The sequence below is a fragment of the Pseudarthrobacter sp. NPDC059871 genome, assembly GCF_042731175.1.
Taxonomy (GTDB): Bacteria; Actinomycetota; Actinomycetes; order Actinomycetales; family Micrococcaceae; genus Arthrobacter.
Genome location: NZ_JBHWJV010000011.1, coordinates 143,241 through 165,393 on the forward strand (window position 1 = coordinate 143,241; position 22,153 = coordinate 165,393).

Genomic DNA, 22,153 nt, shown 5'->3' on the forward strand with positions numbered 1-22,153 from the left:
GGCTGCTTGGTGGTTCGAGCGGATGCGCGGCGTTGCTGTGGTGCTATCGGGCCGGGGGGCTGGTGCGGAACTTGATGAGCTTGTGGGTGCCGTCGCAGTATGGCTTGATGGCGGAAGCTCCGCATCGGCACAGCGCAACTGTCTTCCGGTCCCGCGGCACGGGATTCCCGGAGGGGGTGAGGATCTCAAAGTCGCCGCGGACAATCAGGGGACCGTCCGGGCAGACGACGATTGAGCTGGGGGCAGCTTCCTGCTCCCCGTCCACTCCGGTTCCATGCTGTTCGGGGTTCATGCCTGCACCGCATTCTTCGTTGTCGTAGTTGGAGTGCCGGGGACGGGACGCATCTTTCGGGCGTGGCGCCGGAAGGATGTACTCCGCGTCGGGCGCCGCGTCGGGCTGTTGTTGTCCTGCCGGGGTCGCGTCTGTCACGCTGCCGCCGGTGTGTCCGCCCGGAGTGATGTTTGCCCGGCTTCCCAGCAGGACATCAGGTGGGAGGACAGGCGGCTGTCGATGGCCATGGCGGCAGTTGCCCCGAACAGGACGTCCTCAAGGAGTTCCGGCTCGGCTTCCACCAGTCCGCCGGCCAGGTCCCGGCCGGCGATTTGTTCGTGGACGGCGTCAGCCTCGACGTGCTCGTCGAAGTAGTGCGTGATGTCGGGGCCGAAACCGTGCCGGCGAAAGCCGTTGCCGTAAAAGCGGTTGGGATGGGACGAAGTCATTTCGTAGATTGCCAGGTGCCCGGTGATCGCGCCGCGGAGCCGCCGGTTCAGGCCGCAGAGTGACATGAGGTTGACCGAGGCGAGCGAGATGGCGGGAACCGTGTCGAGGTAGGCCCCGTAGCTGTCGTCCAGGCCAAGTCCGCGCATGGTCCGGGCGAAAAGCGCGCTGTGCATCCGCTCCGGCCGGCCGCCACCGTATTCGTCCGCCTGGATTTCCACTAGGGCCGCTTTGGGCCGGCCGCTGAGGCGGGGAATCGCCCACGTGTGGGGGTCTGCTTCCTTCAGCTGATACACGGACTTGTGGACCAGAAACTCCTTGAGCTGGTCCAGCGTGGCTTTCCTGGCCACGAAACGGGACACGCTGGGACCAGTGTCCGTGGCGGCCAGGCCGAACAGGACGTCGGCCACGGCGTCGCTGGTCATGGCGGTTTCCTCGGGCAGCTCGACGCCTGCGGCGGCCTCGTGCGCGGCGGTGCGCAGTGCCGCTTCGAACGGTTCCTCGATCAGCCGCCGGAGCCTGATCAGCGCCGGCTCCCACTCCCAGCTGTCTGACACGCCGTCCAGGCCGGAGTAATAGAGCTCGTAGAGGCAAAAGAGTGCCAGTTGAATGTCCTCGTCGGCGATGATGTCGCCGGCTTCGGCCAGCTGCCGCACCACTAGGGTCTCCAGCCCCTCGAGGGCCGGTCCGGCGGTGTCCGGCGCCTGTGTGAGGACCTCGAGCAAGGCTCCGCTCACGGGACCTCTCATTACCGGGACTCTCATGATGCTCCTCCGTGTGCTGCGCTGGTGACAGGAACGAACGCGTGGCCGCCCATGGGAATCCCGTGCCTTCTTCGAAACCCCGGAACAATATAGTAAGCATGGTTACTAAATGAAAGCCATTTGCGCTCACCCTTCACAACGTCCATCCTCGTCCGACCCCGCCCGCGGCGGACGTGGCTACGCCGCACGCCGGCAGAGAAAAGGCAGGGGGACTGTCGGCTGACACCTCGGCTGGGCAACGTCGACAATCCGCGACCGCTGACATTTCGGCTGGAAGCGGTAATGGACCCAGAGCCGTGCAGAGCCTGGGCTTTCACCCGCGGACGCGGTCACAGTGCTGGGTGCTGTTTTAGCGTCGGGGCTGATCCAGGAGCCAGGAGGGGTCCGTGTCCGGCGGCGGGCGCCGCCGTAGTTTGCGGACCAGGATGGTGAGCGGCATGATCAACAGGTGCAGGACGCCGGCGCTGATCAGCAACGCGACGTAGAGGGCGATGACCGGCAGGTACAGGAGGAAGATGCCTGTGACGGCCGCAACGTACCCGAAGGTGAATCCGAGGACCGTCCCGGGGTCCATGTCTGCTCCCAACCTCTGGCGCCCGCAGGGGCATGATCCTATGGAATTACTACTTAGAGCCCCGCCTCGAAGCGGCCTGGACGACTGCCGCGGTGCAGCGCTTAGCCGCGGACTCGTCTAAGTTTCGACCGGCGCCGCCGCGCCAGGCTTGAGGCCGTCACGGGGCGGATGTGTCGCCAGTGCCGGTGGGGACGGTCGCTGGCGGGATCTGAAGAAGGCGGAGCCGAAGCGACGACTGAGGAGCCCCGCCTGCGGCGCCGGAGCCTCAGGAGAATGAATACCGTCAAACCCATCCAGACAAACGCTGCGCCGAGTATCAGGATCACTGCCTGTATCGCATTCATGACCACGCCGCGCACGTTGGCCGTCCATGGACGCCGAACCCGCGACAGGCAGGACGGGTTGAGGCCGCCACGGCAGTCTGACGCTCCGGCACGTCTGGCGGGGCTGAAGGCAGTCCCACTGCCCAAAAAGGTCCGGCCGACAGGAAATTCAAGGGCCCGGCCAGGCGTCGTTCGAGCCTGCTCCCGAGGCGGAGCACCTCACGGGCCGGTGCTCTTGGCCGTTGATGAAAGGCTTGGAAGATCCGCCGCGGAGTGTGCCCACACGGGGCTTCAACGGCTCGGGACTGGTCAGCATTGGCGGACATGCGGCGTTGGCTCTCGGGACTACCGGTTCGGCTGACTGCTTAGCCCAATAGATAAATAGTGCGCTTCTCCGCGGAGGAATCCAAGGGCTCGGGAGATCTCTGACCCGGCCTCCTCCTGGGGCATCTGGAAGACATGCCCGCGTGGTTCCCCCGGGGATCTGCACGGAATTTCCGCTGAGCCGCCCGACCCCTTCTCCGAGGCAAGCCCAGGACGCCGCCTGTTTTCAGGTCCGGTCGGACGGCTTATCCGCTGGGACTTCGCGGTCGGATCCGTCACCCGTTTCTCTCGGTTGAACACGGTGGATGCGCTTCGAGGCGCCCACCAGGTCTCCGGGCACGGGAGGATCCTTCTCCTCATCAGATGTCATGCGGCTCATCCTAAGGCCAACAAACGCCATACGTCTTACGGATGGTGAGGCCTGTCAAAAGGTGGCAGGAAAAAGTCACTGGCCCGGATGGGACCGGAAGCATGCCAGATCCCGTAGAGCCCGGAAGGAGTCTGTAGACCTGCTTTTGGCAGGGTCGTGCCAGGCTAAACCACTCAAACGCGATAGTGGTCCTTCCGCCGACCGAGGGCCGCATCTGCTGCGGCACAGTGACGGCCCCGGCATGGGATGCTGCGTCGACTGTCTCATTGCGGATCCCGTGGGTCCCGTGCAGGGCTGCTGTCCGATCTCCGGCGCCGGCACGTTGGGCCGGAGCTCGGCCGACCATTCCGGTGTCAAGGTCTTTCTCCGACCTGTGTCGGCGCCGCGCTGCTGGGCCGCGGTAGTGCTTTCCTTATGCTGTTCCCTGATGGGGGAGCGTGTGAAACGTTGTAAGACCTGGCGGCGAAGGCGCTGGGTACCGGCGCCGAAGGCGAGGAGGGAAGCGCCCGCCCGGGCGCGGCGCCAGCGCCTCCCTCCGATGGTCACCTCGCCTTGCTGGGGCTACGCTGAGGCAGCCGGGAACCGTTCCCACACCCGGTGCGCCGCCAACAGTCCGGTCAATGCCGTTACCAGGGCGTCAGCATCTTCGTCGGCGACAATCCCTGGTGCATCGCGGGATATTCCTGCCGCAGTGATGGCCGCTGTGCCCGCGCCCAGGGAGGCGATGGCTTTGGCGTGCCGGAACGCTTCGGTCAGCAGCAGCGTGGCCCGCGGATCCGTTGGGCCGCCTGGGGCGGCGGCCTTCGCGTCGAGGCCGGGTGCGGCGTCGGGCGCCGGGGTTGCTGCCGAGGCGACGATGATGGCGTCGAACTCTGTGGAGCGTGCGGTGAGGTATGTCCGCTGTACGGGGACCCCGCCGTCGTCCTCTTGTCCAAGGAATCCGCCGGACGGCGCGATGACGAGCGGGACGATGCCTTGGGCGTCCAGGGCCTGGCGTGCCGCGTTCACGGCAGCGAGGTCACTGTCGTCGGCGGCCAAAATTCCAACCACGCGGCCGGCGACGGGCCAGGTCTTGCCGATCTGTGAGAGCGCAGGGCTGGGGTCGGACGACGGCGTCGATTCTGTTGCCTCCGGGGCGGGGAGGCCAAGGCCCTGGGCCACCGCAGCGCAAAGCCCGGCGTCGATGTTGGCGAGGGCTGCGAGCTGGCGTTCCCGGATGGATTTCTCGTAGCACTTGCCCAGCTCGAAGGTGTACGCCTGGATAACGTGGTCCTGCTCCACCGGGCTCAGGCTGCGGAAGAACAGGCCTGCCTGGCTGTAATGGTCGTCAAAGGAGGCCGGGTTCCGGCGTTCCTTGATGGCGGCGGCCACTTCCTCGGGCACGTCGATAAAAGCCCCGACGTCTTCTCCGGCGAGGAACGGGCATCCGCCGTCGAGTGAGTTGGGCCGGTACGGGGCGACTCCGGAGTGGACGGCCTGCTGGTGCATCCCGTCGCGGAGCATGTCGTTTACCGGTGACTGCGGGCGGTTGATGGGGATCTGGCCGAAGTTGGGTCCACCGAGGCGGGAGATCTGGGTGTCCAGGTAGGAGAAGAGCCGGACCTGCAGCAGGGGGTCGTTCGTCACGTCGATTCCGGGGACCAGGTGGCCGGGGTGGAAGGCCACCTGCTCCGTCTCAGCGAAGTAGTTGGTGGGGTTGGCGTTGAGCGTCATGACGCCGATTGGCTGGACCGGTGCCAGTTCCTCGGGAACGAACTTGGTGGGATCGAGCAGGTCGATGCCTTCGAACATCTGGTCTTCGGTGTCCGGGAAGGTCTGGACGGCGAGTTCCCACTCCGGGTAGGCGCCGGCCTCAATGGCGTCGGCGAGGTCGCGGCGGTGGAAGTCAGGATCCATGCCGTTGATGATCTGCGCTTCCTCCCACAGCAGGGAGTGGACGCCCTGCTTGGGCTTCCAGTGGAACTTCACCAGTGTGGTGCGTCCTTCGTCGTTGACGAACCGGAAGGTGTGGACGCCGAACCCTTCCATCGTCCGGTACGACCGGGGGATGCCGCGGTCTGACATGTTCCACATGGTGTGTGCCTGCGCCTCCGTATGCAGGGAAACGAAATCCCAGAAAGTGTCATGGGCACTTTGAGCCTGGGGGATTTCCCGGTCCGGGTGCGGCTTAGCGGCATGGACAACGTCCGGGAACTTGATACCGTCCTGGATGAAGAACACGGGAATGTTGTTGCCCACCAAATCGTAGGTGCCCTCGTCCGTGTAGAACTTCGTAGAGAATCCGCGCGTATCGCGCACGGCGTCGGCAGAACCGCGGGAGCCGAGCACCGTGGAAAAGCGGACGAAAACCGGGGTCTCCACGTCCTTGGCCAGGAAGCCCGCCCGGGTAATGTTCGCCGCGGTGCCGTAGGAACGGAAGATGCCGTGCGCGCCGGCGCCGCGGGCATGGACGACGCGCTCGGGAATGCGTTCGTGGTCAAAGTGGGTGATCTTTTCGCGCAGGTGGTGGTCCTGCAGCAGGATGGGACCGCGGGAGCCCGCCTTGAGCGAGTGATCGGTATCGCGGAGGCGAAGACCTTGGGCGGTGGTCAGGTACTGGCCAGACTGGGCCCGCGCCGTTTCGGGCGCCCCGGTAGGGCTCCCCGTGGGCGACACCGCCTCCGGCCCGCGCTGGTCCGGCTTGGGCGGCAGGGGCTCCCGTGGAGTTGTCGGTGCTTCCAGGGCGGCAGGTTCGCTTGCAGGGACTCCGGGGATCTGGATGTTGCTGTCTTCTGACATAAATTCTTCTCCTCAAGATCGGAAAGCCCAACAGTCCTCGGCGGAAACCAAGGATACTAAGCGTACTTAGCACTCTAGGGAACGTTTACCCATGCCACAACTCCCGGCCAGTACGCCCGTCCTGACCACGCCGACACCCTGCGTGAACGGCACCACCCCTTAGCCAGACGGCCACGGTCCGAATGGACTGTGGTCTTCTGGTCGTTCCTTACTGTTGGTTTTGACTGGTCCTCCCTGGCTCCCTCAAGAATCGGCACCGGCAGTGCTGATTACGGTGTGCCGTGTTAGCGCCGCAGACGTTCTACTGGAACAGGGGAAGTGCGGGTCCCCTCGATGGGTTGGGGCAGCAGACGTGCAAGGTCATTTGCGGGTTAACGGGGGCGCCGCCGGTAGCATCAGCTCATGGATGAGGAACAGACGACGCAGCCGCTGTTCATCGCCGGCGGCAAGGGCACCGTTGCAATGGGCGCCGACGGGATCATTCATCTGGTCTGGAATCCGGAGGCCCGCATTGGTGTAGAGGATGCGCAGGCGGCTATGGCAGCGGTCAACACCGTTGCCGATAACCGGGAGTATCCGATGCTCGTGGACATGGCCACAACGCAGGAAGTCACCCGCCCGGCCCGTTCGGTGTTCTCCATTCCCTGTGCCGCCAACAAAATCGCCCTGTTGGGTTCCAGCCCCGTGGACCGGGTCATCGCCAATTTCTTCCTCAGCGTGCATGTTCCCCCGTGCCCGACACGGTTCTTCACCTCCAAGGACGAGTCCAAGGCCTGGCTCCTGAACGAGTCCTAAAGCATGCATAAGAAGTTTGGGCCGGATTGCGTGCGACGCTTCATTGCAGTGATGGCGATGTCGTCAGGTTTGGCTCTTCGCTCTCAACGACCGGACGCCGGCGGCCCGGTGTGATCCCGGCACTTCGGACGACGAAACGGCTCTGCCTTAGGCCAGAACAGACCCGGTTTCGTCACTCCCCCAGGCGTTTTCGAAACGCTGATAATTGACCTTCTGTAAGCTGCGGAACTTGCTTCGCGCTTGCACTCGATTCTCGACGGGATGCCTGCGGGCCGCTGGTCTAATCGAAGGGTAGGGCTTTGTAGGCGGTGCTTTTGTTCATGTTCCATCCGGCGACGGTGCCGGAGCCGATCATTTGGTCGCTGAGGCGGGCGAGGCGGTAGGCGGGGTCGTTGTCGAGGGCGAGTTGGAGGAATTGGTGGGCTTTGCTGCCTTTGCCTTCCCACCAGTTGATGTAGCCGATGGTTGTGAGGACTGGTGCTGCGTGTTGGGGGCTGGTGCGGGTGTAGGCGTGGAGGAGTAGTTGTTGGGCCCATTCGATGCGTGACCATTTGGGGGCGGTGTCGGTTAGGGCGAAGAGGATGTGTTGGAGGGGTTCGTCGACGCCGGGGATGTCTGCGATGAGGCGGTCGCGGATTGCGGGGAATTGCAGGTTGGCGATGAGGGCGTGGCAGTCGTCGTCGATGGGGAAGGTTTTTGAGTCGAGCATTCCGGCCCAGAGTTTCCTGCCTTGTTCCAGGGCGGTGTCTCTTAGCTGTGTTCTGATGCTTTGGATGTGGTGTTCGACGGCGGCAGCTTTGGTTTGTGCCTGGCTGGTGGTGGGGAGGGTGATGCGGTCGGTGGGTTGGATGTAGCTGCCGCGGTAGATGAATTCGGCGTTGATGGTGCTGGTTTGGGTGGAGCTGACGGGTAGGGCGATGCTGGTGCCGGGTTCGTCGTCGTAGGGGGAGAAGGTGGTGTCTCCGACGACGAGGCCGTCGCGGATGGTGATTCCTTGTTCGGCGAGGACTCCGGTGAGTGCGGCGATGGTGGCGGCGTGGGGTTTGGCTTGTCCGGGATGGGTGGGTGCGGTGGTGTATATGGCGAAGAGAATGTATGTGGCTGCGGCGTCGCTGGTGAGGTAGTGCGCGACGGTGCGTGCGTAGGCGAGTTCCTGTCCGGGCTGGTTGGGGAGGTCGATCCTGAGTGTGGCGCCGATGCTGTTGTCGTTCAGCGTGATGCAGACGAGGCTTTCCTGGGGCCAGAAGCCGAGGGTGTGGCCGACGAAGCTGAGGACATCCGACGGTGTCTTGATCGTGAGCTTTTCCATGATCCTGATTCCTTCACCCTTGGTCTTGGTGGTTATGCCTTCCACTCATCCATCGGGGTACGCCCCCTCAGCGGCATGATCTACGAGGAGAGGATCGTTTGGCATGGCTGCGAGGTCAGAACCGAGGCCGCATGGGTGCTTGTCGGCTGATGAGTCTCTAGCGCTCCCCGGATGTTGCTCCTTAGCGCGCAGGGAATCACCTGACTCCTGGCGTCTCAAGACCCCTTGGGAAATAAGAGGTCGCATGTCCGCGGAAAGATATCTGAACTGAACGGTCGCTCGATTTCTACGGACCTTGTACGTGCGATGGCAAGGGCGATTCTACTAAGAAAACGAAGGTGAGCTCCCCTCGGAAAGTGGGGTGAGGTTGGGCTCGAATCCGAGCGAAACCATTCGGCGTACGAGGCGTTTCTTGGCGCGTTCGGGGTTCATTTTGGGCTGAACCCGTAGATTTCCTTGCCGAGGAGAACGCAGAAGAGCCGGCTCAAACTTTGAGCCGGCTCTTCTTGTCTCCGCAGGCGCCGGGACGCCAGACGCCGTCTGGTGATCAGCCCAGGACGTTCCGGGGATCGTTGCCGTAACTGTTCTTGGAGCCGATCTGGCCATCCTGGTTCTTGATGACGTGCTCGACCTTGTCAGCCTTCGCCGCTTCCCGGCCCGCGGGTACTGCCTCGTCCTTGGTGCCGTAGCCGGCGCCGAACGCGCGGTCAGTGCCCTCGCGCTTGTTCTTCCAGGCACCGTCTTCGTAGTACGTCTCGATGTCGCCCTGAGCCACTGCATGCTCCCTCTGCCGTTCCGATCCTGACACCCCCGCCATGAGGCGGTTAGCGGAAAGCCCCGCAGCGCATGGAGCTGCAGGGCCTTCCTGGCAACCCCTTCGCCTGATGGGGGACAGGCGAAGAAGCTTGACCCCAACCATAATAGGAAGCATGCTTATCGTTCAAGCTGCCGGAAGGGCAGCAGTGCCGTGGACATTTCGATGATGAGGTGGAGCGATGGAGTTCAACGACGAGCAGCACGCTGTGGTGTCGGTAATCAACACCCTTGCCTGCCGGTTTCCCGGACACTCCCGGACCGACGTTGAGGACGCGGTCTGTGAAGAGTATTCGGCCTTCAACTCGGGCCCGGTACGGACGATGGTCCCTGTACTCGTCGAACGTGCCGCCATCAGGCGCCTGCAGGGCAGGCGGCAGTAGAAACTCTGCAGGCATCTTTCCCATGGTCCACGACGATCGCCTCTGACTCGCCATGCCCGGGGCTGGCATTCCTTCAGCAGGGACGACACCGGCAGCAACTACGCCGCCAGGAGTGACTGCGTACGTCACCTGGCGATGGCAAGGGCTGTTGATGCACCGGGGGCTGGCGCTTGTTCGAACCTCTGGAAATGACCAAGGTCGCCATCCCAAGCCGCTGGTGATGGTTGAGGAAACCCGTGTTGATACCCCGAAAGCCCGCAGGGCCTGCGACGAGCCGTTGCAGGCCTGGGCCGGCCGGAGACCTGCCGTGGATCTCTTGGCTCTTGTCGGCGGCTTAAGTAGCCGGAATCCGGGATGCAGAGGGCTTCTGCGTTGTTCCACGACGCATACCGGTGTCCCGGAGGCGCGCTTGAGTTAGTGGTCTGCGGGAATGTCTGCCCTGCCGGTCGAGCTTGGTTTCGGTGAACCCCGCAGCTTACGGAGCTGCGTCGCCCGGTACTCCTGGCGGGACAGCGTGACCGCATACAACGTAAAGGCACCGCCGAGAGCAGTCATGAACAGCACACCCCACATGGGGCTTTGTCCTTGTCCCAGCGGCGCCAGCAACAGCACCAACGAAAAGACAGTGATGATTGCGCCAACCAGCGCGAGAATCCCCATCCCCCACCACGTGCTGACCTGAGCCTGACCGCGGCCAGGGGTAAAGCCGATTTCGTCCCCCGGGTAACTGTGAAGGTCGCCGGTGACCGTGTTGCGGAGTACGCGCTTCTCCCCGGCTTTCACCGCTGCCTTGTGTTCGGCATAGACGGCATCATTGCGCCGCTCTTGATCTGAATACATGGTCAGTTTCCTTAAGAGTCAGTTGGTCAGAGGTTCACCACGTGCTGGTGTTGGACGCGATCAGCCCTGTCAGGAACACCATAGGCAGTGCTGCCAGAACTGGTCCGGCGATCAGGATCCATGCGGTACCCGGGTACCGGCGGAAGCCTCTGCCGCGCAGCTTACTGGCCCACAGAGCAGCGTAGACAATGCTGGCGAGCACGTACGGGATTGTCAGCAGGAGTGTTCCCAAGCCTAGCCAGACGATGGCCTGTAGAGCGTTTCGTCCGCCTGCGCTATACATGTCGGCCGATCCGGACGTCGCCGTACCTATAAGGAGCAGCAGGAGGAGCGCCAGGAGTCCGGCGCCGATCAGCAGGACTGTGCGGAACGTCCGGGCCCATCCAGGCAGTGGCGAAACCTGGATGGGCCCGGGCTGAGGCGGGAAATGGTTAGGAGGGTAGGGGCTGTGAGGTTCCATGGTGCTCTCTTCTTGGTGAAAATCCTGGCGGGGGCGGGTCCGGGTTAGACGGGGCGAACGTGCACAATGATCACTTGCACGTCCTTTGAACCGTCATAGCGGAGGTCATATTGGACCTCTAGGCCCGTCGCGGTACCCGGAGCCAAAGCAAAGTCACCTTTGTCCTCCGGGCGGGTGGACACGGATTCGATCCAGCCCTCTGCTGACTCGCTCGGAATTCCGTAGCGGTCCACGCCGTCGCGGATCAGCGCCTTGAAGTCCTCCAACGATCCAGCCGTGAGGAAGTACGTCATTTCCTGAAAGCCGGAGCCGCTGTTCATGCCATTGAGCCGCAGCCGATCCGTCTTAGCGCTAATCATGCCCGTTGGCGCTTCGATTTTCAGGTCCATCAAACCATCGGGCATCAAGACATCCGGCGCCTGGCTGGTACCGCCGCCCAGGCCAACGCTCTCATTGGTGAGCTCCCCGGACTTCATATCGAAAATTGCCAGCCCCGACGTTTTGATCCGTTCAATGCCCGCCGGATCAAGAACTGCGTAGGTCTTCGCACCAGATGGTGGTGAAGGCGCAGTTGACGCTGCTTGCGGACCGCCAGCGCAGCCTGCCAGCACCAGCGACGTGAGTAAAAGAGCGGCAGCGAAAGCCTTCATACCTATCCCCCAGGAGTATGTACGGTCAGGTCAGTAAATCACCCGCGCGGGTGAGCCGTGCAATCCGGTCCACACCAGCCTCCATGACCGCCTCCATTGGGGAGCAGGAGTACTGAACAGAAGCACCTTCGCGCAGGGATATTCCGGCCAGCCGGATGCCAAAGTCATATGGGCCCAATCCACAACCCTGTGGTCGTCTGTGCAATCAGCTTCTGAAATCGACAACCGCTGTTGTTTTCAGAAGCACGAAGCACAACTTCTCGTTGAATTCCGGGGTTTGTGCACACGGCTAGTGATCAATGACTGCCCACTACTCTTGTGCACAAGTACCCGTGACTCTGTACTCCCGTTCTCAAGCGCAGGTTTCCGGCCGCCGGTAGGGGCCAGAGTCGGACGGCGGCTATTGCTGGCATGTCCTCTTACCCACCGTTACGGCCCGTGGCCGGTATTCGAAGACGAGGCCTTTCCGTCTGGATCGCGCGAGACCTCGCTTGGTTTCGGTGACGAAAGGAGGAGGAGTTGACAATGTCAACGCCTCCTCCTTGGTCCGGGTCGTACAGCCTTTGAACTGCTCCGGATTCCCTATGTTTCGCGGGTTCCCAGTGTTTCCAAGGGTTGGAATGTAGTTCGAGTCCCACCTCGGGCATAGCATCCCCGTAGGTCAGATGCCTGTTGGCCGATTGGGTGTGTACAAAATCACCAAGAGTGCGTACACGAGCGTACCGTTTTTCTATGGCCAGCATCGCTACACGCATCTAAAAGGACCGTTCAAAGTCCTACATGGTGCGCTGGCGGGATCCGAAATCCAGGTCCAATCAAGGGCTCACCGTCAGCACCCTCATTGAAGCTGAGACGCTCACGCGTCTGTTGGACGCCAACGGCCAGTCTTTTGAAATCGCGCAGCACGCCATCCTCGCCAATGAGAAGCGCACACCGACCGTTGCCGACGTTATCCAGGAGCACATCGACCTGCTGATCCGGCCCTCGAGCGGAACGGACGTCCTAATGCCACAAACCACTGCGAAAGTCCTCGACGCGATGTCCAACCCCCCCGTCTGCCTTGGGGTTCACCGGTGAGCGCGCAGGGCTATTCCCGCAGCACGAGTGGCAGAATCGGAAGTTGGGAAGTAAGAACGACAGCGTGAACTTCCACGAGACTGGGATGAGAATTATAGATGAAGTGAAGGTTCGGCTTTGAGAAAGTGATCCAGTTGATCTGCAGTGGGAAATGAAGCTAGAGCCAGGGACTAAGCCTGGGCTGCCCGCCTCTATGCAGTTGACTTACGCCTTCGGCTCTGACGACGTCCTTTTCCAGATCTCCTCGACCCAAAGTAGGCCCACTATATGCGGGTTCTCGACCTCAACGCTGATGCCTATGTCATCGCTGGGCTGCAAAGACTGACGGAGGAGGCCTTTGGCCGCAATGGTTTTGCTGAAGGTGCCGACGAGGTAACACACGTACTGATTCACCGGGGTTCCAGTATCTTGGGACACGGCTACCTCGTCTCCGGAACCAGCAGATCCTCTCGAGGAATGCAGGGGGGGCAAAGACGAGTTTACTTATGAGGCACTTCACGGTTGGTTGGACGAGGTCAGAGGATTGGCCTACGAGCCAGGGCTAGGAACCTGGACCACAGCCGAAGTGCACGTGTACCCTAACAGGCCGGGCCACCTGGATGTTTTTGATGAAGAGCATCTACGAAAAATGAGCAATGGTCGCTGGTATCCGGGAGCAGAGCCGGCAGATGCTGAAGTCTGGGTCGGCCCAACTACTCCGATACCCGAGAACTGACGAAAATATCCCAAACTGGATGTGGGAGATATTCCGCTCTGAGGGCGTGACACCGCCGCTTTATAACACTGAGTTTGGCTCAGTGGGTTGGAAAAACAAGCGTTGGACCGTTCTGAAGAACGGAACGGACTTCTCTGCTGAACCTACCATTATCGACCAGTCTCAGGAATGCGGAGTCTTCCCCAGGATCGGCAAGAAGCTGTTCGGCGGTTAGTCAGAATTAGTCGTCAACCTTGTGGTAGCTCTCCCTGATACGGTCAACAGCAGCCCATGAGGGGCCCTGGATTTTGGGAGAGCAATGACGACAGCATGGGTGGTCCGGCAGGGCCGCGGCGCACAGTTCGCCGACGAGATGGTCCGCAGCGGGTACATCGGCGTGGACTTCATCGGCGACTACGTCATCCGGCCGCACCTGGGCGGGGGAGCGGAAGTGTTCCGCGGGGCGATGAACGGGATCTACCAGGAGATGTACCCGGAGAAGCCGCGCATGGCGGTTGGCCTGGCGATGGGCAATCTCTGGGCGGCGTCGGAAGGCATCTCCGAGGGGGATCTGGTGTTGGCGCCGAAGCCTGACCGGACGTACCAGTACGGGGTCGTGGCCGGCGGGTACGAATATCACCCGGGAACGGACTTGCCGCACCGGCGGCCGGTGGACTGGAAGGGCTCGATCAACCGGGACGACATGAGCCCGACCCTGGCGTCGACGGCTGCGGTGCCGATGACGGTGTTCCAGGTGGAGGCGCACGCTGCGGAGCTGGCAACCCTGACCCAGATGACCGAGGCAAGCCAGCCGGTCGTCCAGGCGATCGCGTCAAAGGTGCAGGAGCAGCTGGCGTTCCAGCTGGAGAAGCAGCTTGAGGAGTTCCTGGTCCACAACTGGGCCAGCACGTCCCTGGGCCGGGAGTTCGACATCTACACGGAGGACGGGCAACCGGTCGGCCAGCAGTACCCGTCCGACACTGGCCCGATGGACATCCTGGCGATCAGCAAGGACCGGTCCCGGCTGCTGGTCGTCGAGTTGAAGCGGGGGAGGGCCAGCGACGCCGTCGTCGGCCAGATCCAGCGCTACATGGGGTATGTCCAGGACGCGCTGCTCGAACCGGGCCAGTCCGTGGAGGGGGTCATTATCGCCCAGGAGGACGACCTGCGGATCCGCCGGGCGTTGTCGATGACGAGGAACATCCGGTTCATGAAGTACCGGGTCGAGTTCCACCTCGAAGAGGCCGGGTAGGAGCGGAAGGTTTGCTGGCCGGCGGCGGCTGGGTGGAACACCCGATCTCAGACGGGGAGCTCCCGCCGCCGACTCTGCCATCACAGTAGGACGGAAGGCTGGGTGGATGCCGGGAGAAACCGGGGAGCTGAGTTTATTTCCCCTGGGTGATGGCGTAGATGATGAGGCCGGCCCCCATGGCCAGCCATGCCGTGGCTACGAACCGTACGATCAGGAGGCTTCGCCTGCTGGTTCCGAACCGGGCCATAGGTGCGGACAGGAGCAACAGGAGGGCACCCCCGGCCAGCAGGCACAGTCCTGAGATCGCGACGGCAGTCATGATCCCCCTGATCTTTGCCGTGGTCGGGCTCGTGGTGCCCAGTTCATTGAACTGAGCCTAGCCCGGCGGAGACCACGGATGCGCGCGTGGGGCACATAGCTGGGTCGGCGGCGGCTGGGGGAGGCCCCGCGGTCTCAACGGCGCCCTCGCCGCCGGCGTGACCACAGGGTATTGATGCGCAGAGGTGACGCGCATGAGTGGTCGCTACCTGTTAAGAAGCGGCAGAGCACCCGCAAGTTTGTCCGCGTCCGGCCGACACGTCTGCCGGCTACGGGTGAGGTCCGGGAGCTTCGCCGGCACGGCGTCTGATTTCCTTGGCGGCGTAGTAGGTCTGCGTGAACCAGGCCAGGGCGAGCAGGACCGCGACGGCGGTGTGCCAGGTGCCTAACCAGGTCAGGGCCTGCAGGAGGGAGAGGACTCCGCCGACGATGCTGAACGTCCGGATCCACCGCAGAGCCGCCGTATCCCGCTTCGGGAAGCGGAGCGCTGTCCGGAAGTAGTGGTGTGTGCCGGGCATGCGCGGCCTCACCTTCCGGTCGTATCGGTGCGGCGCCGGAGTTCCTTCTCAGCCAATGACGACTGGACAAACCAGCCGAGTCCGACGAGGGCCCATACGGTTGTCTGCCAGCGACCATTCCACAGCAGGGCCAGAGCCAAAGCGCCAACGCCCACGACGTGGTTGCTGATCCGCATCCCGCGGAGATACCCATCGGACCTCATCGGGAAGTGCACGGCGGACCGAAATCGGCGTTGCATGGAGTCGAGCATGGCGGCCTCTTCCCTGCCTTTGGTGGCCCAATTTTACTCCGACAGGGCTCCGGCTGGTTAGGTGGCCATGCCCAGGTGCGAGACGGGGGTACCGTCCGGGAGGTGGCGTGTGGCATTCAGGACCTGCCCCGCAATGGACCAATAGACGTCGATGTCGGTCAGTTGCAGGTTGGCTGTGGTGTCTTCGCCGCCGAGGAACAGGGGTTGCTTGTACCCGATGCACTCTGTAAACGCGGGTGCAGCTCCTCCGGCCGCACGCCACTCAGCGAACCAGTCTGGGAACAGGCACGAGTCGCGATATTCGAAGAGGGCGTCGTCGTGGAATTTGGAGAAGGGAACAGGGATCTCCAAGGCTTCACCGGTGCCGGGCTCCAGCAGGATGACCTCCGGGTCATCCGGGGTTCCCCGGTGGAAGTCCAAGGCGAATTGGCGGCCCAGCCAATCGAATCCGAAACAGAACGTTTCCGTCTGGAATCCCGGGTACGCTTCAGCAGCTGTCTTTGAGGCAGCTTTCGATGAGACGGCGTCGTGGATCCGGTAGATGCCACCGTCGAAAGTCGTGCCCCCGTAGGTATTAAACAAGCCAGTGAGGATCCCGGGAGCGGCGACGCTGGTGTTCGGGTGCGGCTCCCGTGATGTGGCGGTGAATCCGTCTGCGAACAATTCGAACATCGATGTAATTCCTCCCCATGGTGGTGCCCCACTCTATCCAAAGACGCATTCAACGGGTGGCAGGCGGCCCCCTACGCATGCCTACACGTAAGGACCGTGCCGCGTGAAAGATAGGCTTCAATCCATGAGCTTGGGGGACGCGGCGGAGCCGCTCGTACACATCAAGGATTTCCGGATGGACTTCGGGGACACCACGGTCATCCGGGACCTGTCGTTCGACGTGCGGGCAGGGGAGACGTTCGGTTTCCTGGGCTCCAACGGGTCGGGGAAGACCACGACGTTGCGGGCCCTGCTGGGCATCTACCAGCCCACCGCCGGCACCCTGCACATCGGCGGGAAGGTCTTCCAGCCCCGCGACGGTGCCCGCCTCGGATACCTGCCTGAGGAGCGCGGACTCTACAAGAAGGAATCGGTCCTTGACGTGATGGTCTACTTCGGCCGGCTCAAGGGAATGTCCAAGGCCGCCGCCCGGTCCTGGTCGGAGTCGTACCTGGAGCGGGTCGGGATCGGTGACAAGGCCAAGGTCCGGCTGGACAAGCTCTCCGGCGGCCAGCAGCAGAAGGTCCAGCTCGGGGTGACCATCATGAACAACCCGGAGCTACTGATCCTGGACGAGCCGACAAAGGGCTTTTAACCCGGTGAACCGGCGGCTGCTGATGGACATTATCGAGGAGCACAAGCGGGCCGGGGCGACCGTCATCATGGTCACCCACCAGATGGAAGAGGTCGAGCGGCTCTGTGACCGGGTCATCCTCCTCAAGGACGGCGTCTCCCGCGCGTACGGCACGGTTGAGGAAGTCCAGGAAGAGTTCGGCGGGACCGTCTACCGGGTGGCCTACGACGGCGTCCTGCCGGCCTCGGGCCTGTACGACGTCGACTCCGACAGTGACGGCCACGCCGAGCTGGCCCCGGCGGCGGGGGCGGGTGAGGCCGCGGTCCTGCGCGAGCTCGTGGAGGCCGTCGTCGCGTTCGAATTCGTCCGCACCATCAAGAGGAAGGGCTTCGCCATTGCCACCCTGGCGATCCCAGTGATCCTGATCGTGGTCTTCGCCTTGGTGTTCGCGTCCAACGCCAGCACCAAGGACAGCGCGGAAGCGCAGAAGGACGCCCGGTTCGCCTTCACGTACAGCGACGCCTCGGGCATCATCATGTCCCCGGGCGCCAAGGTTGCCGGCGGGACGTACACCGACAACCCGGCCGCCGCCATCGAAGCAGTCCGGGACGGGACCAGTGAGGCGTACTTCCAATACCCGGCGGACCCGACCACGGAGCCGGTGAAGATCTACGGGGCCGACGTGGGCATGTTCGAGAACGGCAAGTACGAGGCGGTGGCCAAGCAGCTGCTGGAGGCCTCTGCCGAATACCAGGTCGGCTCACCGAAACTGACCGCCGCCCTGACGGAGACCGTGAAGTTCGACGCCGAAACCCTTCAAGGACGGGAAGGTCGCCGCCGGCATCGGCGGGGTCATCCCGCCCCTGCTGTTCCTGGTGGTCTTCTACATCTCGATGATCCTGCTCTCCAACCAGATGCTGAACTCCACCCTGGAGGAGAAGGGAAACCGGGTCACCGAGATGATCCTGAACCCGACCACCCTGATCACGGGGAAGGTCATCTCCCTGTTCGCCGTCGGGCTCGTCCAGATCCTGGTGTTCCACGCCCCGGTCGGGCTCGCGTACCTGTTCTTCCGCGACTCCCTGGCCCTGCCGGACATGGACCTGTCCGCCCTGGTCTTCGAACCGGGCCCGATGATCACCGGGGCGCTGCTCCTGCTCGGCGGGTTCACCGTCTTCACCGGCGTGCTCGTCGCCATCGGTGCGGTCATGCCCACAGCGAAGGAAGCCGGGACCATCTTCGGCCCGCTGATGGCCGTGATGTTCATCCCCTTCTACATATTCAGTCTGGTCATCTCCAACCCCGAAGCGCTCATGGTGAAGATCTTAACCTACTTCCCACTGACCGCCCCGGTCACCGCCCTGCTCCGCAACGGCTTCGGCACCCTGAGCCCGCTCGAGGCCGGGATCGTCATCGCCGAACTCTTCATCGTCGGCATCCTCATCCTGCGTCTGGCCATCCATCTGTTCCGGTACGGGTCCATTGCCCAGGGCAAGAAACTCTCGATCGCCGGGACCTTCCGCCGCAACGAAATCGCCGCCAAATGAGCGACCCGGCAGCGATCGTCGACTCGTTCGTCCGGCTGACGTCCCGGTGCCTGGATGCCCTGCTCACTGTGTACGGAGGAAACGAAAGGCCGACGGTGTGGACCGGCCTGTGGCTCGTGCCACGGGATGGAAGTGACCCGGTCAGGTCCGGCGTCCTGGAAGGGCTGGGTTCCTTCCACCTGCACGGCATCGGGTGCCGTTTCGAACTGGACACCGGTGAAGACGTGGACATCGACTGGGACTGGGACGGGCGGGCCGTGTTCAATTCGTGGCGGCTCCTGATGTACGCCCACTCGACCGGGGACGAGACCGTCACCAGGCAGGAACTGAGGGCTGCAGCGCACCAGGCGCCCTCAGTGGTCACCCTGGAAGCGGACAAGTTCACCTTCTCGCACCGCCGGTACGACGTCACCAGGCCCGAATCATGAGGCTGAACATCAGCCGGCGGGCGGTCACAACGCTGGGCCTTGTCGTGTGCGGCATGCTGCTGGCCGGCTGTTCATGGTTCGAGGTGCCCATACCCGCTAACGACGTGCAGGCCGCTGAAGTCGAAGGAAACTGGCACACCGACCACGGACAGGGGAAACGGACCCAGCTCGAACTGCGGCCCGACGGTACGGCGGACTGGACCGGAGTCCCAGACGGCGTCTTCGACGGTTTCGCGTCCACGCTGAGTCTGGACTGGAACAGCCGAACGGATTACCACGACACGTGGGCCCTTGAGCAAGACCAAGGCCCCGCCGGCGACGACTATCAGATTGTCCACGTCCGCATAGACATAGAAAACAGGCCCTGGGGGTATTGGCTCTATGTCATGGGACCTACAGATGGCAGAAGCCTGTATCAGTGGCTGGGCGACCCGGACAGCGCGGACCGGCTGACCTTCCGCCGCGACGGCAACGCCTCCCCGTGAGCCACCTGCACGGACACCAGTCGCCCCGCACGGCGACGCGTACCGTGAGACGCGCGGCCGCACGTCAACCGGACTGGTCTTGCCCGCAGGGGCCGTCACCGGCCTGCAGCATACCTGTGGCCCAGACGTCGGCCTTGGACCCGGGAACCGGTGGTAACCCGGCAGGATGAGATGGCATTCTTTGTCTGTGCTGATTAGCAGGAGCGGGACCTGGTTGTACGCGGGAGAAGTCACTATGCCCGTGGACATCGTCGGTCTGCCGTATGACTTTTGGTTTGGGCTGGCCCAGACCGATCAGCAACTCGAACCCGGTGACGTGGCTCAACCGCTAGGCACTGAAGGGTTGCTCTACTACGTGAGGTTTCGCCATGCGGGAGAGACCGAGGAACCCACCTGGCCGGATTCCAAGGGCCACGCGACCATTGAAGCTGCGGTCCGGAGCGCCGAGCAGCGCACCCCGAGTCAGATCATCTGGGCTTAGCCAGACTGGAAAAGCACCGAAACTTGCCGACAGAAGGCTGGCCATTCCGGTTCCCAACGTTAGAAGCGACCGTCATCGCCCGTACACATAGAACATCCGCCAGGAAGCCACGGCCAGCAGGAACTCGCCGGATCATTGCTGGACGCCCAGTTCTCCTCCCTCGAAGACCTCGGCGAGCAGACCGAAGTGGAGGCCCGCCTCGCCGCCCTTAAATCCATGGACCGGAAAGCCATCGACTATTAGGGCGTTCATTGGGTTAGCTGAAACGTGGATCGGTCCATAGACTCTCGCCATGAAGACCTGGGTCCGACAGCATCCCTATCTTGCACTGGCGCTCGGCTACGTCGTCACGTTCGTGATCATAACCGGGGTGTGGCTGCTCTTTTCGACTCGGGACCTAGTGGATGCGCTGGTGAGTGCCTTCTTCAACACCTTGGTCTACTGGGTGCTGGCTATCTTTCAGATACGAAATTTACGCAAGACCAGGCAGCGCCTCGACGAACAGGGCCAGCTCCGGGCTTTCATCCGCTACCCAGACGCTTTGCCTGGATCGCTCCGCCTGATCTGGAACCAAGGAATCGCAACGCCAGGCGAGGGGACCTTGCGATTCCAGCCCGCGGTCTATGACAGCCTCGAGCCGTCCGGCCGGCCGACCGAGCTCAAAGTCCACGAGATCCTTCCTGAACGCCTGAAAATCAGTGGCAAGGACCGTAGATACCTGCCGGCATATGGGCTGCAGGCCGTAACGCTGCTGACCGAGGGCGGCAAGGTGCAACTCGCTGCAAGCCCGGATTCGCTGGACAAGTTTGCCGAGGCCATGGGGTCAGGCTCTGCGAAGTCGGCATCATGAAGGAGCGCTGGACCCTGTATGGAAAATCGCGGGGAACTGGTCTTCGGGGTTATCCTACTGATTGCTCGGCGCCAAAGCGACCTCCTTGTGAACGACGGCAAAGGGGCGCTGCCCAGCTGGGCTCACTACTTGCTGCTAACAGCTGATGGCATATGTCCTGCCTCCAGTTGTAGGCTCCGGATATGTCAGAGTCGAAAGGTCCCAAGCGACTTCGACCGCAAATGGGGCGGGGCAGTTGGCGCTTCAGTATGTGGGCTTTTGGCGTGCAGATTCCAATCAGTGCGTTTCTCGCGATTACCCGGCTCTCAGCAGGTCCAGACGACAGCTGGGATGTACACGGTTTTTGGATTTACACGGTGCTGTTCCTGCTGGCTACAGGGCAGGTTGTGCACCTGCTGTATATACGGCGGAACGACTCCCCATTCTGGTCAGAGGACGAAGACCGCCGGAAAGATGTTGAGCGACGAGGACGACTCCTCTGACTGGTGGTCCCGGCCCCGAACAGAGCGAGATGTCTTGGGGATTGCGCGAAGCACAACGGCGTTCCAACACCGCGGATAAAGTTCGCCGCTACTCTTCAGAACCACCGCGTCAATGCTTTCCTCGTCACTCGCCGAGGTCGAAGTCCAGGTCCAGGTCGTCGAGGGAGTGGAGTTCCCGCCACGTTTCGGTCACCCGAGCGCTTGGGAGGGCCGCCGCGATTGGCATCCTGTCAACGGCCACCAGCTGGTCCAAGTCGAGCCCGGTGAGCGCTGCGATGTCCCGGATGGGTACTTGGAAGGTGCGGAACGGGCCCAGCGGGGGAACGTCATCGATGACTCCCGGGCGGGGGATGTCCGGCAGCTTGTCGAGCTGGGGTGTCTGGTCCACGACGTAGCCGGTGGCCGCCAGTTCGCCGTGGTGGATGAATGCGGCGACCTTGAAGAATTGCAGCGGGATGTCCACTCCCCGGTAGACCGGATCGTGTTCGCTGAATACCGGCCCGGTGAGCACGACGATCCGCCGGCTGTTGTCCGCTGCGTTCTCTTGCAGGTAGGACTCCAGCCCCAGCCAGAGTTCCAGGCCCTGGTTGAACTTTGCCGCTTGCGGGGCGGCGTTCGTGTAGTGGAAGGTGTCCTCGTTTGCCTGGGCGGCCTCGGCCCGGGTGTCACCCCACACCGCGGAGGCGCGGCGGACCAGGTGGCCGCGGTCCAGGTCGTTCCGGGCGTACACCCGTTCGCCGGTCTGTTGGTCCTCGGGCAGGCGCGGGTCCAGCCGCCACTGGATGCCGGACCGGTCCAGATCCATCAGCTTTTGCCCGTCCATGGCCAGGGCAGTCACCGCGGCCAGCCGCTTGTCCGGGCGCATCAGCACCGAGAAATGCGTGTACGGGAGCAGGACGGTCTCCACGCCTGGCAGCGCAGGGATTGGGACCGGAACGCCGAGGAAACCAGTGTCGTACCCGGCACGGCCAGCCAGGTCCCGGGCAGTGGCGACCTGTGCCTCGTGCGTCATGAGTTCATCCATGCCCGGACCCTACCAGCCGCACATGACGGTGGGCTGAACGGTCGGTCCGCCCTCATTCTGCTACGTCAAGCAACGCCGGGTCGTCCCAGACTTCCACGTACCCGGGCGCGAGCAGAAACCGTGAACCGGGCGGCATCTGCAGGAGACTTTCAACCTGCGGGCAGCGCTCGACCAGGTGGGCTGGATGCCAGGGCTGGAAGAAGTCCGCGTCGGGCAACAATTCGCCGGTCCACACATACCAGCCGGAGGTGTTCGCCTCGGGCGGGTGCCGGAGCCCATGCAGCGGCCACTCCAGGTCACCGCTGATGACAGAGCGGGAAGCACCCAGCATCTCCATCAGTTCATCCCCATGCTTGCAAT

Annotated in this window: 24 protein-coding genes and 2 pseudogenes; 11 read left to right on the plus strand and 15 right to left on the minus strand. The window is 63.0% G+C overall.

Annotation, left to right across the window (positions count from 1 at the left end):
* Window positions 1–43: 43 nt before the first annotated feature.
* The 5 genes from ACFV4R_RS15710 to ACFV4R_RS15730 all read right to left on the minus strand — a co-directional run bounded on the left by ACFV4R_RS15710 (window position 44) and on the right by ACFV4R_RS15730 (window position 5,851).
* Window positions 44–292 carry a CDGSH iron-sulfur domain-containing protein gene (locus ACFV4R_RS15710; protein WP_377203373.1) on the minus strand — a complete coding sequence of 83 codons (249 nt, stop codon included), beginning with the start codon at window positions 290–292 and terminating at the stop codon, window positions 44–46.
* Between the two features lie 134 nt (window positions 293–426).
* Window positions 427–1,482 (minus strand): iron-containing redox enzyme family protein, encoded by a 1,056-nt coding sequence (locus ACFV4R_RS15715; protein ID WP_377203298.1) that lies wholly within the window; start codon window positions 1,480–1,482, stop codon window positions 427–429.
* 349 nt (window positions 1,483–1,831) lie between these two features.
* Entirely contained in the window at window positions 1,832–2,056 is a 225-nt protein-coding gene (locus ACFV4R_RS15720; protein WP_377203299.1) for a hypothetical protein, read from the minus strand.
* A gap of 873 nt (window positions 2,057–2,929) precedes the next feature.
* Window positions 2,930–3,073, minus strand: a complete 144-nt coding sequence (locus ACFV4R_RS15725; RefSeq protein ID WP_377227116.1) for a hypothetical protein — start codon at window positions 3,071–3,073, stop codon at window positions 2,930–2,932.
* A gap of 561 nt (window positions 3,074–3,634) precedes the next feature.
* Window positions 3,635–5,851, minus strand: coding sequence for a catalase (locus ACFV4R_RS15730; RefSeq protein ID WP_377203300.1), 2,217 nt, complete (start codon window positions 5,849–5,851; stop codon window positions 3,635–3,637).
* Between the two features lie 402 nt (window positions 5,852–6,253).
* Here ACFV4R_RS15730 and ACFV4R_RS15735 point away from each other — a divergent pair, with 402 nt between their 5' ends.
* The gene (locus tag ACFV4R_RS15735) at window positions 6,254–6,646 is read left to right on the plus strand and encodes an STAS/SEC14 domain-containing protein (protein WP_377203301.1); all 393 of its coding nucleotides are present in this window, start codon (window positions 6,254–6,256) and stop codon (window positions 6,644–6,646) included.
* Between the two features lie 280 nt (window positions 6,647–6,926).
* Here ACFV4R_RS15735 and ACFV4R_RS15740 read toward each other — a convergent pair whose 3' ends face one another.
* Together ACFV4R_RS15740 and ACFV4R_RS15745 are read right to left on the minus strand one after the other, a co-directional pair.
* On the minus strand, window positions 6,927–7,955 hold the full coding sequence (locus ACFV4R_RS15740; protein ID WP_377203302.1) for a DUF4192 domain-containing protein: 1,029 nt from the start codon (window positions 7,953–7,955) through the stop codon (window positions 6,927–6,929).
* A gap of 547 nt (window positions 7,956–8,502) precedes the next feature.
* Complete coding sequence (locus ACFV4R_RS15745; protein ID WP_377203303.1) at window positions 8,503–8,730, minus strand: DUF2188 domain-containing protein; 228 nt, start codon at window positions 8,728–8,730, stop codon at window positions 8,503–8,505.
* Window positions 8,731–8,950: 220 nt separating this feature from the next.
* Here ACFV4R_RS15745 and ACFV4R_RS15750 point away from each other — a divergent pair, with 220 nt between their 5' ends.
* Window positions 8,951–9,151, plus strand: a complete 201-nt coding sequence (locus tag ACFV4R_RS15750; RefSeq protein ID WP_377203304.1) for a three-helix bundle dimerization domain-containing protein — start codon at window positions 8,951–8,953, stop codon at window positions 9,149–9,151.
* 414 nt (window positions 9,152–9,565) lie between these two features.
* Here ACFV4R_RS15750 and ACFV4R_RS15755 read toward each other — a convergent pair whose 3' ends face one another.
* The 3 genes from ACFV4R_RS15755 to ACFV4R_RS15765 all read right to left on the minus strand — a co-directional run bounded on the left by ACFV4R_RS15755 (window position 9,566) and on the right by ACFV4R_RS15765 (window position 11,101).
* A complete protein-coding gene (locus ACFV4R_RS15755; RefSeq protein ID WP_377203305.1) occupies window positions 9,566–9,991 on the minus strand; it encodes a hypothetical protein in 426 nt (141 codons plus the stop codon).
* Between the two features lie 34 nt (window positions 9,992–10,025).
* Window positions 10,026–10,193, minus strand: coding sequence for a hypothetical protein (locus ACFV4R_RS15760; protein ID WP_377203306.1), 168 nt, complete (start codon window positions 10,191–10,193; stop codon window positions 10,026–10,028).
* Window positions 10,194–10,495: 302 nt separating this feature from the next.
* The gene (locus ACFV4R_RS15765; RefSeq protein ID WP_377203307.1) at window positions 10,496–11,101 is read right to left on the minus strand and encodes a hypothetical protein; all 606 of its coding nucleotides are present in this window, start codon (window positions 11,099–11,101) and stop codon (window positions 10,496–10,498) included.
* A gap of 780 nt (window positions 11,102–11,881) precedes the next feature.
* Here ACFV4R_RS15765 and ACFV4R_RS15770 point away from each other — a divergent pair.
* Window positions 11,882–12,178 carry a hypothetical protein gene (locus tag ACFV4R_RS15770; RefSeq protein ID WP_377203308.1) on the plus strand — a complete coding sequence of 99 codons (297 nt, stop codon included), beginning with the start codon at window positions 11,882–11,884 and terminating at the stop codon, window positions 12,176–12,178.
* Between the two features lie 1,013 nt (window positions 12,179–13,191).
* Entirely contained in the window at window positions 13,192–14,124 is a 933-nt protein-coding gene (locus tag ACFV4R_RS15775) for an endonuclease NucS domain-containing protein (protein ID WP_377203309.1), read from the plus strand.
* Between the two features lie 133 nt (window positions 14,125–14,257).
* On the opposite strand, the gene ACFV4R_RS15780 is transcribed toward ACFV4R_RS15775, so the two are convergent.
* From ACFV4R_RS15780 to ACFV4R_RS15790, 3 genes are all read right to left on the minus strand, one after another.
* Window positions 14,258–14,443 (minus strand): hypothetical protein, encoded by a 186-nt coding sequence (locus tag ACFV4R_RS15780; protein WP_377203310.1) that lies wholly within the window; start codon window positions 14,441–14,443, stop codon window positions 14,258–14,260.
* A 268-nt stretch (window positions 14,444–14,711) separates the two neighbouring features.
* Window positions 14,712–14,960: a hypothetical protein gene (locus ACFV4R_RS15785; protein WP_377203311.1), complete on the minus strand. Its 249-nt coding sequence runs from the start codon at window positions 14,958–14,960 to the stop codon at window positions 14,712–14,714.
* A 308-nt stretch (window positions 14,961–15,268) separates the two neighbouring features.
* Window positions 15,269–15,883: a T6SS immunity protein Tdi1 domain-containing protein gene (locus tag ACFV4R_RS15790; protein WP_377203312.1), complete on the minus strand. Its 615-nt coding sequence runs from the start codon at window positions 15,881–15,883 to the stop codon at window positions 15,269–15,271.
* 124 nt (window positions 15,884–16,007) lie between these two features.
* Here ACFV4R_RS15790 and ACFV4R_RS15795 point away from each other — a divergent pair.
* The 7 genes and pseudogenes from ACFV4R_RS15795 to ACFV4R_RS15825 all read left to right on the plus strand — a co-directional run.
* Window positions 16,008–16,848 (plus strand): annotated as a pseudogene (locus ACFV4R_RS15795) (ABC transporter ATP-binding protein); the annotation flags it as partial.
* A gap of 523 nt (window positions 16,849–17,371) precedes the next feature.
* Window positions 17,372–18,043, plus strand: coding sequence for an ABC transporter permease (locus ACFV4R_RS15800; protein ID WP_377203313.1), 672 nt, complete (start codon window positions 17,372–17,374; stop codon window positions 18,041–18,043).
* Entirely contained in the window at window positions 18,040–18,471 is a 432-nt protein-coding gene (locus ACFV4R_RS15805) for a DUF6896 domain-containing protein (RefSeq protein ID WP_377203374.1), read from the plus strand. The genes ACFV4R_RS15800 and ACFV4R_RS15805 overlap by 4 nt, the downstream gene beginning before the upstream one ends.
* Window positions 18,468–18,956 carry a hypothetical protein gene (locus ACFV4R_RS15810; RefSeq protein ID WP_377203314.1) on the plus strand — a complete coding sequence of 163 codons (489 nt, stop codon included), beginning with the start codon at window positions 18,468–18,470 and terminating at the stop codon, window positions 18,954–18,956. Before ACFV4R_RS15805 ends, ACFV4R_RS15810 begins: the two co-directional genes overlap by 4 nt.
* A 241-nt stretch (window positions 18,957–19,197) precedes the next feature.
* Window positions 19,198–19,437 carry a hypothetical protein gene (locus ACFV4R_RS15815; protein WP_377227117.1) on the plus strand — a complete coding sequence of 80 codons (240 nt, stop codon included), beginning with the start codon at window positions 19,198–19,200 and terminating at the stop codon, window positions 19,435–19,437.
* A gap of 111 nt (window positions 19,438–19,548) precedes the next feature.
* A pseudogene (locus ACFV4R_RS15820) lies at window positions 19,549–19,680 on the plus strand (PspA/IM30 family protein); the annotation flags it as partial.
* A 49-nt stretch (window positions 19,681–19,729) separates the two neighbouring features.
* On the plus strand, window positions 19,730–20,287 hold the full coding sequence (locus tag ACFV4R_RS15825; RefSeq protein WP_377203316.1) for a hypothetical protein: 558 nt from the start codon (window positions 19,730–19,732) through the stop codon (window positions 20,285–20,287).
* A 606-nt stretch (window positions 20,288–20,893) separates the two neighbouring features.
* Here the strand turns inward: ACFV4R_RS15825 and ACFV4R_RS15830 are convergent.
* Window positions 20,894–21,793 carry a DNA/RNA non-specific endonuclease gene (locus tag ACFV4R_RS15830; protein ID WP_377203317.1) on the minus strand — a complete coding sequence of 300 codons (900 nt, stop codon included), beginning with the start codon at window positions 21,791–21,793 and terminating at the stop codon, window positions 20,894–20,896.
* Between the two features lie 52 nt (window positions 21,794–21,845).
* Window positions 21,846–22,130, minus strand: a complete 285-nt coding sequence (locus tag ACFV4R_RS15835; RefSeq protein ID WP_377203318.1) for a hypothetical protein — start codon at window positions 22,128–22,130, stop codon at window positions 21,846–21,848.
* Between the last annotated feature and the right edge of the window lie 23 nt (window positions 22,131–22,153).

What these genes read in the sequence shown, in the direction of transcription:
- ACFV4R_RS15710 (WP_377203373.1), bottom strand. Translation starts at nt 292, where the DNA reads ATGAACCCCGAACAGCATGGAACCGGAGTGGACGGGGAGCAGGAAGCT.
- ACFV4R_RS15715 (WP_377203298.1), bottom strand. Translation starts at nt 1,482, where the DNA reads ATGAGAGTCCCGGTAATGAGAGGTCCCGTGAGCGGAGCCTTGCTCGAG.
- ACFV4R_RS15720 (WP_377203299.1), bottom strand. Translation starts at nt 2,056, where the DNA reads ATGGACCCCGGGACGGTCCTCGGATTCACCTTCGGGTACGTTGCGGCC.
- ACFV4R_RS15725 (WP_377227116.1), bottom strand. Translation starts at nt 3,073, where the DNA reads ATGACATCTGATGAGGAGAAGGATCCTCCCGTGCCCGGAGACCTGGTG.
- ACFV4R_RS15730 (WP_377203300.1), bottom strand. Translation starts at nt 5,851, where the DNA reads ATGTCAGAAGACAGCAACATCCAGATCCCCGGAGTCCCTGCAAGCGAA.
- ACFV4R_RS15735 (WP_377203301.1), top strand. Translation starts at nt 6,254, where the DNA reads ATGGATGAGGAACAGACGACGCAGCCGCTGTTCATCGCCGGCGGCAAG.
- ACFV4R_RS15740 (WP_377203302.1), bottom strand. Translation starts at nt 7,955, where the DNA reads ATGGAAAAGCTCACGATCAAGACACCGTCGGATGTCCTCAGCTTCGTC.
- ACFV4R_RS15750 (WP_377203304.1), top strand. Translation starts at nt 8,951, where the DNA reads ATGGAGTTCAACGACGAGCAGCACGCTGTGGTGTCGGTAATCAACACC.
- ACFV4R_RS15755 (WP_377203305.1), bottom strand. Translation starts at nt 9,991, where the DNA reads ATGTATTCAGATCAAGAGCGGCGCAATGATGCCGTCTATGCCGAACAC.
- ACFV4R_RS15765 (WP_377203307.1), bottom strand. Translation starts at nt 11,101, where the DNA reads ATGAAGGCTTTCGCTGCCGCTCTTTTACTCACGTCGCTGGTGCTGGCA.
- ACFV4R_RS15770 (WP_377203308.1), top strand. Translation starts at nt 11,882, where the DNA reads ATGGTGCGCTGGCGGGATCCGAAATCCAGGTCCAATCAAGGGCTCACC.
- ACFV4R_RS15775 (WP_377203309.1), top strand. Translation starts at nt 13,192, where the DNA reads ATGACGACAGCATGGGTGGTCCGGCAGGGCCGCGGCGCACAGTTCGCC.
- ACFV4R_RS15780 (WP_377203310.1), bottom strand. Translation starts at nt 14,443, where the DNA reads ATGACTGCCGTCGCGATCTCAGGACTGTGCCTGCTGGCCGGGGGTGCC.
- ACFV4R_RS15785 (WP_377203311.1), bottom strand. Translation starts at nt 14,960, where the DNA reads ATGCCCGGCACACACCACTACTTCCGGACAGCGCTCCGCTTCCCGAAG.
- ACFV4R_RS15790 (WP_377203312.1), bottom strand. Translation starts at nt 15,883, where the DNA reads ATGTTCGAATTGTTCGCAGACGGATTCACCGCCACATCACGGGAGCCG.
- ACFV4R_RS15805 (WP_377203374.1), top strand. Translation starts at nt 18,040, where the DNA reads ATGAGCGACCCGGCAGCGATCGTCGACTCGTTCGTCCGGCTGACGTCC.
- ACFV4R_RS15810 (WP_377203314.1), top strand. Translation starts at nt 18,468, where the DNA reads ATGAGGCTGAACATCAGCCGGCGGGCGGTCACAACGCTGGGCCTTGTC.
- ACFV4R_RS15825 (WP_377203316.1), top strand. Translation starts at nt 19,730, where the DNA reads ATGAAGACCTGGGTCCGACAGCATCCCTATCTTGCACTGGCGCTCGGC.
- ACFV4R_RS15830 (WP_377203317.1), bottom strand. Translation starts at nt 21,793, where the DNA reads ATGGATGAACTCATGACGCACGAGGCACAGGTCGCCACTGCCCGGGAC.
- ACFV4R_RS15835 (WP_377203318.1), bottom strand. Translation starts at nt 22,130, where the DNA reads ATGGAGATGCTGGGTGCTTCCCGCTCTGTCATCAGCGGTGACCTGGAG.